The sequence below is a fragment of the Enterobacter cloacae complex sp. IR5418 genome, from assembly GCF_049238105.1.
In the GTDB taxonomy this organism is placed as follows: Bacteria; Pseudomonadota; Gammaproteobacteria; order Enterobacterales; family Enterobacteriaceae; genus Enterobacter; species Enterobacter hormaechei.
The window spans coordinates 31,294-46,794 of sequence record NZ_JBMKHS010000009.1 but is presented as its reverse complement, the minus strand read 5'-3'; the positions used below and the strand labels follow the sequence as shown (position 1 = coordinate 46,794).

Here is a 15,501-nt window from a genome sequence, read left to right as displayed (position 1 = left end):
CTCGGCAAATTTCGGCACATATTACCCAAACCTATAGTTCATGACGAGATGACGCAGTATCTCTTCTCGTTTTTGCAGCATAAATCACGTGTAACCCTGCTGCATATCGGTGAATGGCTGAAGGGTCGCCATACTAATGATATGATATGAATATTAGCGTCCGGGATTGTCCCCGGGCTCCACACTTCAAAGGTTACAGTTATGATCATCGTTACCGGCGGCGCGGGCTTTATCGGCAGCAACATTATCAAGGCCCTCAATGACAAAGGCATCACCGACATCCTGGTGGTGGACAACCTGAAAGACGGCACCAAGTTCGTTAACCTGGTGGATCTGAACATCGCTGACTACATGGATAAAGAAGACTTCCTTATCCAGATTATGGCGGGTGAAGAGTTCGGCGAGATCGAAGCCATCTTCCACGAAGGTGCGTGCTCTTCCACCACCGAGTGGGACGGCAAGTACATGATGGACAACAACTATCAGTACTCTAAAGAGATCCTGCACTACTGCCTGGAGCGTGAAATCCCGTTCCTGTACGCCTCCTCTGCGGCAACCTATGGCGGCCGTACCTCTGACTTCATCGAATCTCGCGAATATGAGCAGCCGCTGAACGTTTACGGCTACTCCAAATTCCTGTTTGATGAATACGTGCGTCAGATCCTGCCAGAAGCGAATTCACAGATTGTCGGCTTCCGCTACTTCAACGTCTACGGGCCGCGCGAAGGCCACAAAGGCAGCATGGCGAGCGTGGCGTTCCACCTGAACACCCAGCTCAATAACGGCGAAAGTCCGAAACTGTTTGAAGGCAGCGACGGCTTCAAGCGCGACTTCGTCTACGTAGGCGACGTGGCAGCCGTCAACCTGTGGTTCCTGGAAAACGGCGTGTCCGGCATCTTCAACCTGGGCACCGGCCGCGCAGAATCTTTCCAGGCGGTAGCAGACGCGACGCTGGCGTACCATAAGAAAGGCAGCATTGAGTACATTCCGTTCCCGGATAAGCTGAAAGGCCGCTACCAGGCGTTCACGCAGGCGGACCTGACTAACCTGCGCGCCGCAGGCTACGACAAGCCGTTCAAGACCGTTGCCGAAGGCGTAACGGAATACATGGCCTGGCTGAACCGCGACGCATAAGTATGAAGATTCTGGTGATCGGCCCGTCATGGGTGGGCGACATGATGATGTCGCAAAGTCTCTATCGCACGCTCAAGGCGCGTTATCCCCAGGCGATAATCGACGTGATGGCACCCGCATGGTGCCGTCCGCTGTTATCGCGTATGCCGGAAGTGAACGAGGCGATCCCGATGCCGCTCGGCCACGGGGCGCTGGAAATCGGTGAGCGCCGTAAACTCGGCCATAGCCTGCGCGAGAAGCGCTATGACCGCGCGTACGTGCTCCCTAACTCCTTCAAATCCGCCCTCGTGCCTTTCTTTGCGGGCATCCCACACCGTACCGGCTGGCGCGGTGAAATGCGCTACGGCCTGCTGAACGACGCGCGGGTGCTGGATAAAGCGGCCTGGCCACTAATGGTGGAGCGCTACGTGGCGCTGGCCTACGACAAAGGCGTGATGCGCAGCGCGAAAGATCTGCCGCAGCCGCTGCTGTGGCCACAGCTTCAGGTCAGCGACGGGGAGAAATCCCACACCTGCAACGCATTTGGCATTTCGTCTGAACGGCCAATGATTGGTTTCTGTCCTGGCGCGGAGTTTGGCCCGGCAAAACGCTGGCCGCACTATCACTACGCAGAGCTGGCGAAGCAGTTGATCGACGAAGGCTATCAGATTGTGCTGTTTGGCTCGGCGAAGGATCATGAGGCGGGCAACGAAATTCTCGCCACGCTGAGCAACGAGCAACAGGCATGGTGCCGCAATCTGGCCGGGGAAACGCAGCTCGAACAGGCGGTTATCCTGATTACTGCCTGTAAAGCCGTGGTAACGAACGACTCCGGTTTAATGCACGTCGCTGCCGCGCTGGACCGTCCGCTGGTCGCGCTGTATGGCCCGAGCAGCCCGGACTTCACGCCGCCGCTGTCGCACAAAGCGCGCGTTATCCGTTTGATCACCGGCTATCACAAGGTACGTAAAGGCGACGCCGCAGAAGGCTATCATCAGAGCCTGATCGACATTACCCCGCAGCGTGTTCTCGACGAACTCAACGCACTGCTGTTGAGCGAAGAAGGATAACGGATGCGGGTATTGATCGTTAAAACCTCCTCAATGGGTGATGTTCTGCATACGCTCCCGTCGCTGACGGACGCCATGCGGGCCATCCCCGGCATCCGTTTTGACTGGGTGGTGGAAGAAGGCTTCGCGCAGATCCCCACCTGGCATGAAGCCGTTGATCGCGTGATCCCGGTGGCCATCCGCCGCTGGCGCAAAGCGTGGTTCTCCGCACCGATTAAAGCCGAGCGCAAGGCCTTCCGCGAGGCGGTGCAGGCCCAGCGTTACGACGCAATCATAGACGCCCAGGGGCTGGTCAAAAGCGCCGCGCTGGTCACGCGTCTGGCGCATGGCGTAAAGCACGGCATGGACTGGCACACCGCCCGCGAACCGCTGGCGAGCCTGTTCTATAACCGTCGCCACCATATCGCAAAACAGCAGCACGCCGTGGAACGAACCCGCGAGCTGTTCGCAAAGAGTCTCGGCTATGCGAAACCCGACAGTCAGGGTGACTACGCCATCGCACAGCATTTTCTGCGCGAGGCGGAGAAGGATATCGATCCGTATCTGGTCTTCCTGCATGCCACAACGCGCGACGATAAGCACTGGCCGGAAACGCACTGGAGAAGACTGCTTGAACTAATGCAACCTTGCGGTATCCATATTAAACTCCCGTGGGGTGCAGAACATGAGCGGCAGCGTGCGGAGCGTCTGGCAGCAGGCTTTTCCCACGTCGAGGTGTTACCCAAGCTCACGCTGGCACAAGTTGCCGCACAGCTGGCGGGCGCTAACGCCGTCGTTTCTGTGGATACAGGGTTAAGTCATTTAACCGCCGCACTGGATCGGCCTAATATCACAATTTTCGGCCCGACCGATCCGGGGTTGATCGGGGGTTACGGTAAAAACCAGCATCAGATGGTCAGCCCTACGCAACAAACGAAGGATATTAGCGCAGATGCTATTTTTTCATTTTTACAGGGCAGCCATCGGCTTTCCAACAGGGATATTTAACCCATGAGTTATGTATTTCTGCTGATTTTACTCTTTCCGGTGAAACTCCTCCGGAAGCTGTTTCGAAAAGACACGGGCAAGAACCTTGTCATTCAGACAGCTAAAATCGGTGACTTTATTAATGCGACGCCTCTTCTGGCCTATCTGCAAAAAAGCGATGTGTTGATCAGTCGCAGCGTTGGCGCGCTGGCGAAGCATGATGAGACTATCGAACAGATCTATTTTATCGAGCAGCATAAGCGCAACCTGTGGCGTAAGCTCTGCTTCGCGTGCAGGATCATGAACCGCTACGACAACGTCTACCTGCTTCAGCCCAACAGCGTGAACCTCTTTTTTGCCGCCGTCTGCAATGCCAAAAACAAACAATTTCTAAGCATCTACACGCGCAGGTGGTATCACGGGATTTTCTATCTCGCGGCCGACGGTACCGTTGAGCATGGCAAAAAAACGCTTTCGGTGACGAACTACCTGAAACTGGCCGACCGCTCGCTCACGTGGCAAGACTCTCCCAAGCACGCCACAAAGCCACTCTTCAAACCAACGACCTGGCCGGCCATTCTTGATAAACCAGACGTTATCCGCATCGGCATCAGTATTGCGGCGGGCAATAAAGCGAAAACCGTCCCGCCGGTTATCTGGAAGCAAATTGTGGATCGCCTCGCCGATTTACCCTGCGAGTTTTATGTCTTCGGCGCGCCAAACGAACAGTCATGGATGGACGATATCACCCGCCTTTATGGTGAAATTCCCAACTTCATCAATCTGATTGGCAAACTTTCGCTCGAAGAGCTTCCCTGGGCCGTTTCTAAGATGGACTGCTATATCGCGTCTGACTCGGGTAATGTCTACATCGCAGACGCCGTCGGCGTGCCGGTGGTCCTGCTGTTTGGGCCGTGCTGCCACTATGAACAACGTCCGCTTGGCAATGTGATGCTGATCGGGAATGACGACAATATTTGTTCTTATGTGTTTGAAACGCGCTATTACTTCCCGCAAGAACGGGAAGCACTTTTCTCTGTCACTGACTCCGCGTTACACGATCTTCAGCAGTTTATCCGTACATTACCAAAAGCCCGCTCACTGGCTAGCGCTCCCGATGCTCAAGGAAACTAATTTTTATGGCTTTTTTAAGCGTCATTATTGCTGCGCATAACGCTGAAGCTACGCTGCACGCCACGCTTTCGAGCCTGCTGGCAGCAACCGATCAAGACACTGAAATTATTATTTTTAATGACAGTTCTGAGGATGCCACGCAGGCAATAATTGATGAGTGGTTGCCTGAATTTCCGCAGGCCATAACCCGTACTGTGAACTTTCGTAACGTCGGCCGGGTACGAAACAGTGCTGTCGCACTGGCCTCGGGTGAGTATATTACGATGCTCGACAGTGACGATTGCTTAAAGCCGGGCAGCCTCAGGGACGCAATTACCTTCCTGAAAGCGCAACGTCCGGATATGTTACTGACACGTTTGCTTGAGATTCGCGATCCCAGAAAAATAACTTCAGACTGGCAGGGATTTAACCCTGTGCCCTTGTCACAGAGTGAAGCAGTCGCGCGTTTCTTACGCCATAAAGACTTTCAGGCACATCTCATTGGCCAGTTTATTCATCGTAGCCTGTATGAGAATAACCCCATTCCTCCGATGTTATGTTATGAGGATTTCGCTGTCTTCCCTGGAATGCTGATGCAATCGAGCAAAATAGTCTATCAACGCCAGGGGCATTATTATTACATCAAGCGTCGCGACAGTTTGTCGAGCAGTCTGGACGCCAGCAAAATTTCGACGCTTGTCGAATGCACATTACAGATGGAAAGCACATTTCCGTCCAGCTTCAAACATCTCGTCAATTGCCACTGGTTTGATATTTACAGCAACCATCGGTCCTGTCTTACAGACCAACAATTGCAACTCGTGAAACAACGCGTAAAGGCCATGTATACATTGTCTTTTTTCCTGTCCACCGATGTTCGTTTTAGCTATAAAAAAAGGGTTATTGAGGCGTTATGGAAAAAATAAAACCACGGCTAACGACTCAGTCCGCCTGGCGGGCATAATTATTTTTTGTACTGGTAAAACTCCGCCAGCGTCATCCCCACGGTCTTATCTGATAACCAGGTAAAGAGCTGCTCCAGATCCTGATACAGCCCTTCAATCGCTGCCTCGTCTTTAAAGGTAGGGCTCCCGCCAGGCATGAATTCAGACGAGTGAAGCATGAACTCCACGTAATCATTCCCCTGGGACAGGCACTGCTGCGCCACCTTAATCATCTCCGGCGCATTGCCTCCGGACGGGCGTAACCAGTTAACTGACGGAGAACGGTATTTACCGCGCAGACGATCATATCCCTGCTTCAGGGAATTCAGCCATGCCGGGTGTTTATACTGGATGCTCATCGGTACTTCGAGTAACGGGCTGTTTCCCGGCCGGGAAATGTCGTCGACGTCCAAAAAGTAGGCGCGATCGGGAAAATGCTGGTAATTCGTTCCGCCATTACCCTGCGGAGCGCCTTTCGCGTTGCGCCAGTTCACGCGCGGCGTAACGGAACAATCTACCTGATAACCCAGTTCAATCAGCAACTGGGCGTAACGATTGTCGAAGGCCCAGCGCCCGGCGCGATGGCTGAGCATTTTTGTCTGGAAAGTCTCTTCCAGTAAGCGGGTCATGAACAGCACTTTCTCACGCATGATCTCGTCTGAGAACTCAATCAGATAAGGCTGCCAGCGCCAGTCATCACCGGTCAGATCGTGCTCCGGAGGACTGTTCCAGGCATGGAGATGCATTCCCACCTCACCCTGACCGCGGGCGATGACCTCTTTCGCGAACTCAATGAACACCGGTTCGACGGCCATCTCGTAGTTGGTCAACCAGACGGGCTTAAAGCCGAAACGTTCACAAAGTGCCTGAAACCGCGCCAGGTAGCGCGCGTTTTCCGTTTTGATCACCCGGTGGTTCTGCCAGAGATTATCCCCTTCGGTATCGATCGTGATGATAAACGCTGGTTTTTTCATAATGAGTCCGCAAGACAAAATAGTTAGCGCTATGTTACGCACGCCCGAAAGCAGGAGTAAACCCTTCCCGGGAAATTCCTGACATTATGGAGAAAGAGTGCAAGTCGTTACCAGGTCTATTAGAATTGCCAATAGTACAACGCCGATAAGATGATGATGAATAACTTACCTGACACGCCTGATTTGCGCATTTTACTGATTAAACTTCGCCATCATGGTGACATGTTACTCACCACCCCCGTCATCAATTCATTACGTCAGAAATGGCCTGAAGCCCAAATCGACGTGCTTCTTTATGAAGAGACGCGAGACATGCTCGCCGCGCATCCGGCAATCGGGACGATCTATGGTATCGATCGAAAATGGAAGCAGCTGGGGACGCTGAAGCACCTGCAAAAAGAGTGGCAGCTGCTTCGTGCTTTACGCGCTCAGCATTATCATCTGGTGATCAATCTGGCCGATCAGTGGCGCAGTGCGATTGTCACCCGCTTCACCGGCGCACCGGTTCGGCTCGGGTTCGCCTTTAACAAGCGCAACAATGCCTTCTGGCGTTTTTGTCACAATGAACGGGTCTCTGTCGCCGGTCATCAGTCACTCCACACCGTTGAACAAAATCTCTCCATACTGTCAGCGCTGCCGGTTACGGCCAACCCTACCGTGACCATGGCTTACAGCGCGGATGACTGGCACCACGCTCACCAAAAGCTGACGCAAAAGGGCGTGGGAGAACGCTACATCGTTATTCAACCCACTTCACGCTGGTTCTTTAAGTGCTGGGATGAAGGCAAAATGGCGCAAACTATCGCCGCGTTGCAGCAGGACGGCCATACCATCGTCCTGACGGCGGGACCGGACAAGAAAGAGCTGGCGATGATTGACCGCATTCTTGCCGCCGCCCCGCAAACGGGAGTGGTATCGCTGGCAGGGCAGTTAACCCTGCGCCAGCTGGCTTCGCTTATCGATCACGCCTGCCTGTTCATCGGCGTTGACTCCGTACCCATGCACATGGCCGCCGCCCTTCAGACGCCCTGCGTGGCGCTGTTTGGCCCGTCAAAATTGACGTTCTGGTCGCCATGGCAGGTTAACGGCGAGGTTATCTGGGCCGGTGACTACGGCCCGCTTCCCAACCCTGACGCCATTGATACAAAAACGACGGAACGTTATCTCGACGCCATTCCCGTTGATGCCGTCGTCTCCGCCGCAAGGAGATACCTGCAATGAAGCTTCATCGTCTGGCCATTGTGCGCCAAAAATATCGTCCGGATGGGGGGGCAGAACGTTTTGTCTCCAGGGCACTTACCGCTTTGAGCAACCAGAATCTGGAGCTTAACGTCATCACTCGCGAATGGCAGGGCGAAAAGCAGGACGACTGGCATATTCATATTTGCGATCCACGAAAGTGGGGCCGCATCAGCCGTGAGCGCGGCTTTGCACACGCCGCGCGCGCGCTGTGGCAGCAACAGCAATTTGATATCGTCCAGAGCCACGAACGTATTCCGGGCTGCGATATTTACCGCGCCGGGGATGGTGTACATCGACGCTGGCTGCTACAGCGTACGCGTATTCTCCCCGCCTGGCGCGCGAAGCTGCTTATGCACGATCGCTATCACCGCTACGTGATGCACGCAGAACGTGAAATGTACCAGGCACCCGAGTTGAAAGCCGTTATCTGTAATGCGGAGATGATCAAACGCGAAATCGTCGAAGACTTTGATATTGACGCAAAAAAAATACATGTGATTTATAATTCAATAGATTCCAGCCGCTTCGTTCCGGCAGAAGAGAGGCAGCGCGCTGTCCTGCGTCAGCAATTTGGCTTACCCGCTGATGCCGTCATTTTCTGCTTCGTGGGTTCAGGGTTTGAGCGTAAGGGGCTGGCAAGCGCTATTCGGGCTATAGCAGGAACATCGGCGTGGCTGGTTGTGGTCGGTCAGGATAAAGCGGAGAACCGTTATCGCGACCTCGCCCGTACATTAGGCTGTGAGGGGCAAATCCGTTTCCTGGGGATGCAAAAAGAGACACTGCCATTTTATCAGCTTTCTGATGGTTTACTGCTGCCGACGCTGTATGATCCTTTCCCTAACGTCATACTTGAAGCAATGGCCTGTGGATTGCCCGTCATTACGTCAGAGAGTTGCGGTGGTTCGGAATTTATTGAGCAAGGCCAGAACGGGTTTTACTGTGATGCACTTGATATCCGCACATTGAAGGAGGCCGTCATGTCGATCCCTTCACTGGAAAAAAATAACAATATGGGGCTTGCGGCGCGTAATCGCGTCAGAGAAGCAACCCCTGAAAAACTATCAAGTCAGCTTATTTCGCTTTATCAAAAATTACTGGATTAATAATGCGCATCCTAATGATTATTGATGGTTTACCCGGTGGAGGAGCCGAAAAAACGGTTCTCACCCTCTCCAGCGGACTGACAGAACTGGGGCATCAGGTCACCCTTTTCTCCTTGCGGAAGGTGTGCGACTACGCCATTCCGGAAGGCATCGATTTTCAGGTGGTGCAGGATAGCTGTAAAAAACCCTGGCGGAAGCTGACCGAGATCCCGCGTCGCGCACGTTTGCTGGATCGCGCCATCGAGCAGGCAGAACGCAGCGGTAAATTTGACGTCGTCTTCTCGCATCTGCATAAAACCGACCGTATCGTGGCGCACAGCCGCGTGCTGGATCGGGATAAGGTCTGGTTCTGCGTACATGGGATGTTCTCCTTCTCCTATTTACGCCATCGCAGCGGGCTTTCTCGCTGGTTTAAGCATTATAAAATTCGTCATACCTATGAAAACCGCAACGTGGTGGCGGTTTCCGGCGCCGTGCTGCACGATCTCTCTGAAGTGCTCGCTATCCCCCTGCGGCGCAAAGCGGTTATCCATAACCCGTTTGATATCCCTGACATTCAGCGTCTGGCGGAAGCGCCCTTTGAGATGCAGGGGCAGGATTACATCATCCACGTTGGCCGTTTTCATGAACACAAACGTCACGACCGGCTGCTGCGAGCATTCGCGCTGAGCAAAATCGACGCATCGCTGGTGTTGATGGGTAAAGGTTCCGACGCGAAAATAGGCCAGCTCAAACAGCTTGCCGCTAAGCTGGGAATTGAAAACAAGATCGTCTTCCGCCCGTTCGAAACCAATCCCTACCCGTGGATCAAAGGGGCACGCCTTTTAGTGTTAAGTTCCGACTGCGAAGGTTTTGGTAATGTACTGGTAGAGTCCATTATCTGTCAGACCCCACCGGTGAGTACAAACTGCCCTGGCGGCCCTGCTGAGATCCTTACTGGCCCCCTGGCGCGTGGTCTGACAGCGTTAACCGACGAATCACTGGCGAAAACACTGGCAGAACTGTATGCCTCTCCGCCGGTTGTTGATCGCGACACGATCACATCGTTCGGTATCAACGCCATTTGCCAGCAATACATTGCTTTGGTCGACAACCAAAAATAATCAGGTTTCATATGCAAAATTCAGCGCCTTTATTAAGCGTGGTGGTTGCCGTTTATAACGGTGAAGCCTTTCTCGATCAGTTCTTTACCTGCCTTGTAAATCAACATATCGACAGTATGGAAGTCATCATCGTGAATGACGGCTCCACTGACCGTTCGATGCAGATTGTCGAAAAATGGCGCGAAAAGCTGCCGCAGATGCAGGTAATTGAACAACCTAATCAGGGCGTGTCCATCGCGCGTAATACCGGCCTGGCCGTTGCGACCGGCCAATATCTCTCTTTCCCGGATATTGATGATGTCTTCAAACCCGGCATGTACCAGCGTTTGCTGGATATGGCCGTCACGCAGAATCTGGATGTCGCCACCTGTAACGGCAACTACGTCTGGGAAAATAACAAAAAACCGTCCCGCCCTATCTTCCCTGAAGATAAGCTCGCCTCTACGGGCGTCATGAATGGCGCGGCATGGTTAAAAAAGGCGCTGGACTCACGTAAGTTCCTGCATGTTACCTGGCTGAATATCTATCGTCACGATTTTATTCGTCAGCACGGCTTCCGTTTCGAGCCAGGCCTGCGTCATCAGGATATCCCGTGGACTACCGAGGTGCTGCTTGCCGCGGAACGCGTTCAGTACACCAGCGAACGCTTTTACGACTACTACATTCACTCCGCCTCGGTATCGCACACCCCGGATAATGACGACACGTTGATTCGCTCAGCGCGTCATTACATGAAGATCCTGAAGATGCTTGATGCCATAAACCAGCGTTACCCGGATAAAGTGAAAAATATCCCCGCCTGCCACTGGCAAATCGCCAAAGAGGGTCTGGGCATTATTCATACCTTCGACAACATGAAGGATGAGACGAAGAAATCAATGATTATCAAAGAGTTCTTCGACACCGGGATCTGGAAGCTCATCTGGAAAAGCGCCAAAAGCCCGCGTTTGCGCTGGCGTCTGGGCCGACGTTACTTCCGTTTAAAACGGTATCTGGCATAAGAGATAGCTTTAGCACGCTTAAATGCTTAGAATTTCCCGGCCGAAACTAAAAAACGGATAATCGCTTGGAATTGTTGTATACCGCCCTGCTCTACATCATTCAGCCACTGGTGTGGCTGCGACTGTTGCTTCGTAGCCGTAAAGCGCCTGCGTACCGTAAACGCTGGGCCGAACGTTATGGCTACTGCCGCAATAAAGTGGCGCCGGACGGTATTCTGCTGCATTCCGTGTCAGTCGGGGAAACGCTGGCCGCCATTCCGCTGGTACGTGCCCTGCGCCACCGTTATCCGTCACTGCCCATCACCGTCACCACGATGACGCCAACCGGCTCAGAGCGCGTGATGTCTGCCTTCGGTAAAGACGTGCATCACGTCTACCTGCCGTACGATCTTCCCTGCGCCATGAACCGTTTCCTGAATACCGTTCGCCCTAAACTGGTGATCGTCATGGAAACCGAACTGTGGCCGAATATGATTTCCGCCCTGCATGCCCGTAAAATTCCTTTGGTTATCGCCAACGCGCGTCTGTCGGAACGCTCGGCGAAAGGATATGGCAAGCTGGGTAAATTTATGCGTCGCCTGCTCAGCAAAATCACGCTGATCGCCGCGCAGAACGAAGAAGATGCCGCGCGCTTTATCGCCCTCGGCCTGAAGCGCAACCAGCTTGCGGTCACGGGTAGCCTGAAGTTCGATATTTCCGTCACCCCTGAACTCGCCGCCCGTGCGGTAACGCTGCGTCGTCAGTGGGCACCGCGTCGCCAGGTCTGGATTGCTACCAGCACCCATGACGGCGAAGAAGCCATTATTCTTCAGGCTCACCGCCAGCTGCTGGAAAAATTCCCTGATTTACTGCTGATTCTGGTTCCCCGCCACCCGGAGCGTTTCAAAGATGCCCGCGAGATGGTGCAAAAAGGCGGTTTCAGCTTCACCCTGCGCAGCAGCGGCGAAATCCCCTCTGGCAGTACGCAGGTGGTGATTGGCGATACGATGGGCGAACTGATGTTGCTCTACGGCATTGCAGACCTCGCCTTTGTCGGTGGCAGCCTGGTGGAGCGCGGTGGTCATAATCCGCTGGAGCCGGCAGCCCATGCCATTCCTGTGCTGATGGGGCCACACACGTTTAACTTCAAAGACATCTGCGCAAAATTGCAGCAGGCCGATGGTTTAATTACCGTGACCGACGCGGATTCGGTGGTCAAAGAGGTCTCTACCCTTCTGACTGATGAAGATTACCGTCTGTGGTACGGTCGTCATGCCGTTGAAGTTCTGCATCAGAACCAGGGCGCACTGACCCGTCTGCTGCAACTTCTGCAACCTTATCTGCCGCAGCGGAGCCACTAATGTCAACGCGTCTGTCGGTCGTGATGATCGCCAAAAACGCCGCCGACCTGCTTCCGGATTGCCTGGCCTCTGTTGCCTGGGCTGATGAAATCGTCATTCTTGACTCCGGAAGTACGGACAACACGGTGGAGGTTGCCCGTGCAGCGGGTGCAAACGTCTTTACCAACACCGACTGGCAGGGCTACGGTATTCAGCGTCAGCGCGCGCAGGGTTACGCCACGGGCGATTACGTGCTGATGATCGACACCGACGAGCGCGTCACCCCGGAACTCCGACAGGCCATTCAAACGGTGCTTGCCGCGCCGCAGCCCGGCGCGGTCTACAGTATCGCGCGTCGTAACTATTTCCTGGGGCGCTTTATGCGCCACAGCGGCTGGTACCCCGACCGCGTGATGCGCCTCTATCCGCGCGAGCGTTATCAGTACAACGACAACCTGGTCCATGAGTCTCTGGCCTGCGATAACGCTCAGGTCATCCCCCTGACGGGCGATCTGCTTCATCTGACCTGCCGCGATTTCGCCAGCTTCCAGCAAAAGCAGCTGAACTATGCCACCGCCTGGGCACAGGAGCGGCATGCGCGCGGCAAGAAGGCCACGCTGACCGGCATTTTCACCCATACGCTGGGCGCATTTTTGAAAACGCTGCTGCTGCGTGGCGGCGTGCTGGACGGTAAGCAGGGCTGGTTACTGGCGGTGGTGAATGCCCAGTATACTTTCAACAAATACACCGAGCTGTGGGCGCTCTGCCGCGGCTACTCAGAGAAAACGTGAGCCATGAGCACAAAAGCGATTTATCCGGGTACCTTCGATCCGATCACTAACGGTCATCTTGATATCATCACCCGTGCGGCGAGCATGTTCGACAAGGTGATTCTGGCCATTGCCGCCAGCCCGAGCAAAAAGCCGATGTTCGACCTGAACGAACGCGTGCAGCTCGCCACCGATGCGATTGCGCACCTGCCGAATGTTGAAGTCGTCGGGTTCAGCGATTTGATGGCAAACTTTGCCCGTGCCCAGCAGGCCAATATCCTGATCCGCGGTCTTCGCGCGGTGGCAGACTTCGAGTATGAGATGCAGCTGGCGCACATGAACCGCCATCTGATGCCGGAGCTGGAGAGCGTATTCCTGATGCCCTCCAAAGAGTGGTCCTTCATCTCTTCTTCGCTGGTGAAAGAGGTGGCGCGGCATCACGGGGACGTTACCCACTTCCTGCCGGTTAACGTCCACCAGGCGTTGATGGAAAAGCTAAAGTAACCTTACTTCTGGCACTGACGGCAGTAAAACGTAGCCCGCTGGGCGTGCTTCGTGGCAATAATCGGCGTTCCGCAGGCTCTGCACGGCTCACCCTTACGACCATAAACCTGCAACTCCTGCGCAAAATAGCCCGGCTTCCCGTCGCTTTGCAGGAAGTCCTTCAGCGTTGTCCCGCCCTGCTCAATTGAGCGCAGCAGTACCGCTTTTATCACCCTGACCAGCAGCTCGCACTCCTGCGCCGACAGCGAGGAGGCCAGCCGATCGGGATGGATCCCGGCGGCAAACAGCGATTCGCTGGCATAGATATTCCCCACGCCTACCACCAGCTTGTTATCCATCAGCCAGGGCTTAATCGGGGTTTTCTTTTTCGCGCACTTCTCTTTCAGGTATTCCGCGTTAAACGCCTCTGAGAGCGGCTCAGGTCCGAGATGCGCCAGCACGTTGTGCCCTTCCAGCTCTTTTGTCCACAGCCATGCGCCAAAGCGGCGCGGGTCGGTGTAACGCAGCACTTTGCCGTTACTCATGACCAGATCAACGTGGTCGTGCTTTTCCGCGGGCAGTTCTTCGGTGAGGATACGCAGGCTCCCGGACATCCCCAGATGGATAATGATCCAGCCGTCAGGCAGTTCCAGCAGCAGGTATTTCGCGCGGCGCTGCACGCTCAGGACGGGTTTGTCGCTTAACGCGTGGATCTCATCGGACACCGGCCAGCGCAGACGCCCGTTGCGAACGACAGCATGAAGAATAGTCGCGCCGACCAGATGAGGCTCAATGCCGCGGCGGCTGGTCTCTACCTCAGGTAATTCAGGCATGGTTCCTCCTTTGAGATGCAGAATGCAAAAAACCCCGCAGTTGCGGGGTTTTTCAATACAAGGAGACTAAAATTATTTGATTTTAGCTTCTTTGTACAGTACGTGCTGGCGTACAACTGGATCGAATTTTTTCAGTTCCAGTTTTTCCGGCTTAGTACGTTTGTTCTTCGTGGTGGTGTAGAAGTGACCTGTACCAGCAGAAGAAACCAGCTTGATTTTCTCGCGAATACCTTTAGCCATGATTTATTTCCTCTTTAAGTACTTAGTACTTTTCGCCACGGGCACGCAGTTCGGACAGAACTGTATCGATGCCTTTCTTATCGATTACACGCATACCTTTAGCAGATACGCGCAGGGTGACAAAACGCTTCTCGCTCTCAACCCAGAAACGGTGAGAGTGCAGGTTCGGCAGGAAACGGCGTTTAGTCGCGTTCAGTGCGTGGGAACGGTTGTTACCGGTCACCGGACGCTTGCCAGTAACTTGGCAGACTCGGGACATGTCTATTCTCCAAAAATCAAATTAGCTCGAGCTTCGTATGGGGTATCGGCGCCTCGTCAGGCTTTACAGCCCGGTCATCGCATAGTTCTATTGAACTCTCGATTGCCAGGCCCAAATGCCAAACCCGAGATTCTCAAAGGTGGCGTAGTATACGCTGACTCGGCGGTGTGCTCAAGTCCCGAACAGACAAAGATCCCGATGGATCGCGAGAAAAGGCCTAAATCCAGCCACGTTCGGCAAAAGAAATGTACTCTCCGCGGCCAATTATCAGATGGTCCAGCACACGAATGTCCATGAATTGACAGCATTTGATAATACGTTCGGTAATTGCTTTGTCAGCTCTGCTTGGTTCTGCACAGCCAGAGGGGTGATTATGCGCGAGGATCACGCCGGCTGCATTCACTTTTATCGCTTCCCGCACAATTTCACGCGGATGCACCTCAACATGGCTCAATGTTCCCGAAAAAAGGCGGGTATGTTTCAGCACCCGGTTTTTGTTGTCGAGAAAGATCACCATAAAGATCTCCCGCTCCAGGTCGGAGAGCTGGCTTTGCAGAAATTCGCGGGTCATGTCGGGGGTCAGGATCGGGTCTTCTTCCTCCATACGCACGTTGTAAAATCGTCGGGCCAGCTCCGCAATGCCCCGCAACTGGGCATATTTCGCCACGCCAATCCCCTCAACGTGCGTAAACGCCTCCAGTTCGGCGGTCAGCAATCCATACAGTGAACCAAAATGGTCTATCAGCTCTTTCGCCAGCGTAAATACCGTTTTCCCCGGCGTTCCTGTGCGTAAAAAGAGCGCCAGCAGCTCGTCATCTTTTAACAATGTGACGCCATGACGCAGCATTTTTTCACGCGGTAACAGCAGTTCAGTCTCTTCCATGCCCGGCCTCCTTCTGTTTGCCATTATGCTGCCACAGGCAAATTCGAGGCTCGACGCTAACGTTTCGTTCTTGCGTAACGCCTCG

Annotated in this window: 17 protein-coding genes; 12 read left to right on the top strand and 5 right to left on the bottom strand. The window is 54.1% G+C overall.

The genetic code is table 11. The features are described from left to right. The first annotated feature begins 201 nt into the window (after nt 1–201). The 5 genes from rfaD to ACOTX7_RS09465 are packed head-to-tail and all read left to right on the top strand — an operon-like array spanning nt 202 to nt 5,188. A complete protein-coding gene (gene rfaD, locus ACOTX7_RS09485; protein WP_041911658.1) occupies nt 202–1,134 on the top strand; it encodes an ADP-glyceromanno-heptose 6-epimerase in 933 nt (310 codons plus the stop codon). A 2-nt stretch (nt 1,135–1,136) separates the two neighbouring features. Continuing rightward, nucleotides 1,137–2,183: an ADP-heptose--LPS heptosyltransferase RfaF gene (gene rfaF, locus ACOTX7_RS09480; RefSeq protein ID WP_221256742.1), complete on the top strand. Its 1,047-nt coding sequence runs from the start codon at nt 1,137–1,139 to the stop codon at nt 2,181–2,183. Between the two features lie 3 nt (nt 2,184–2,186). Beyond that, nucleotides 2,187–3,170 (top strand): lipopolysaccharide heptosyltransferase RfaC, encoded by a 984-nt coding sequence (gene rfaC, locus ACOTX7_RS09475; protein ID WP_221256741.1) that lies wholly within the window; start codon nt 2,187–2,189, stop codon nt 3,168–3,170. A gap of 3 nt (nt 3,171–3,173) precedes the next feature. Then, complete coding sequence (locus tag ACOTX7_RS09470; protein WP_213827045.1) at nt 3,174–4,283, top strand: glycosyltransferase family 9 protein; 1,110 nt, start codon at nt 3,174–3,176, stop codon at nt 4,281–4,283. 5 nt (nt 4,284–4,288) lie between these two features. Then, nucleotides 4,289–5,188, top strand: a complete 900-nt coding sequence (locus ACOTX7_RS09465) for a glycosyltransferase family 2 protein (RefSeq protein WP_221256740.1) — start codon at nt 4,289–4,291, stop codon at nt 5,186–5,188. Between the two features lie 38 nt (nt 5,189–5,226). Here ACOTX7_RS09465 and ACOTX7_RS09460 read toward each other — a convergent pair whose 3' ends face one another. Continuing rightward, nucleotides 5,227–6,180 (bottom strand): polysaccharide deacetylase family protein, encoded by a 954-nt coding sequence (locus ACOTX7_RS09460; RefSeq protein WP_205922187.1) that lies wholly within the window; start codon nt 6,178–6,180, stop codon nt 5,227–5,229. 150 nt (nt 6,181–6,330) lie between these two features. Between ACOTX7_RS09460 and rfaQ the strand changes: the two genes are divergently transcribed. The 7 genes from rfaQ to coaD all read left to right on the top strand — a co-directional run bounded on the left by rfaQ (nt 6,331) and on the right by coaD (nt 13,222). Beyond that, nucleotides 6,331–7,401, top strand: coding sequence for a putative lipopolysaccharide heptosyltransferase III (rfaQ, locus tag ACOTX7_RS09455; RefSeq protein ID WP_205924916.1), 1,071 nt, complete (start codon nt 6,331–6,333; stop codon nt 7,399–7,401). Next, complete coding sequence (locus ACOTX7_RS09450; protein ID WP_221256739.1) at nt 7,398–8,525, top strand: glycosyltransferase family 4 protein; 1,128 nt, start codon at nt 7,398–7,400, stop codon at nt 8,523–8,525. Before rfaQ ends, ACOTX7_RS09450 begins: the two co-directional genes overlap by 4 nt. A gap of 2 nt (nt 8,526–8,527) precedes the next feature. Then, nucleotides 8,528–9,628, top strand: coding sequence for a glycosyltransferase (locus ACOTX7_RS09445; protein WP_221256738.1), 1,101 nt, complete (start codon nt 8,528–8,530; stop codon nt 9,626–9,628). An 11-nt stretch (nt 9,629–9,639) separates the two neighbouring features. Continuing rightward, on the top strand, nt 9,640–10,629 hold the full coding sequence (locus ACOTX7_RS09440) for a glycosyltransferase (protein WP_221256737.1): 990 nt from the start codon (nt 9,640–9,642) through the stop codon (nt 10,627–10,629). A gap of 65 nt (nt 10,630–10,694) precedes the next feature. Beyond that, complete coding sequence (waaA, locus tag ACOTX7_RS09435) at nt 10,695–11,969, top strand: lipid IV(A) 3-deoxy-D-manno-octulosonic acid transferase (protein WP_003860874.1); 1,275 nt, start codon at nt 10,695–10,697, stop codon at nt 11,967–11,969. Continuing rightward, on the top strand, nt 11,969–12,739 hold the full coding sequence (locus tag ACOTX7_RS09430) for a glycosyltransferase family 2 protein (RefSeq protein ID WP_221256736.1): 771 nt from the start codon (nt 11,969–11,971) through the stop codon (nt 12,737–12,739). Before waaA ends, ACOTX7_RS09430 begins: the two co-directional genes overlap by 1 nt. A 3-nt stretch (nt 12,740–12,742) precedes the next feature. Then, nucleotides 12,743–13,222 (top strand): pantetheine-phosphate adenylyltransferase, encoded by a 480-nt coding sequence (gene coaD / locus ACOTX7_RS09425; protein WP_047354977.1) that lies wholly within the window; start codon nt 12,743–12,745, stop codon nt 13,220–13,222. Between the two features lie 2 nt (nt 13,223–13,224). On the opposite strand, the gene mutM is transcribed toward coaD, so the two are convergent. From mutM to radC, 4 genes are all read right to left on the bottom strand, one after another. After that, nucleotides 13,225–14,034, bottom strand: coding sequence for a bifunctional DNA-formamidopyrimidine glycosylase/DNA-(apurinic or apyrimidinic site) lyase (gene mutM / locus ACOTX7_RS09420; RefSeq protein ID WP_205922181.1), 810 nt, complete (start codon nt 14,032–14,034; stop codon nt 13,225–13,227). A gap of 72 nt (nt 14,035–14,106) precedes the next feature. Further along, the gene (gene rpmG, locus ACOTX7_RS09415) at nt 14,107–14,274 is read right to left on the bottom strand and encodes a 50S ribosomal protein L33 (RefSeq protein ID WP_003024094.1); all 168 of its coding nucleotides are present in this window, start codon (nt 14,272–14,274) and stop codon (nt 14,107–14,109) included. A gap of 22 nt (nt 14,275–14,296) precedes the next feature. Next, nucleotides 14,297–14,533 (bottom strand): 50S ribosomal protein L28, encoded by a 237-nt coding sequence (gene rpmB, locus ACOTX7_RS09410; protein WP_002436699.1) that lies wholly within the window; start codon nt 14,531–14,533, stop codon nt 14,297–14,299. Nucleotides 14,534–14,750: 217 nt separating this feature from the next. After that, a complete protein-coding gene (gene radC / locus ACOTX7_RS09405) occupies nt 14,751–15,416 on the bottom strand; it encodes a RadC family protein (RefSeq protein ID WP_006812419.1) in 666 nt (221 codons plus the stop codon). Between the last annotated feature and the right edge of the window lie 85 nt (nt 15,417–15,501).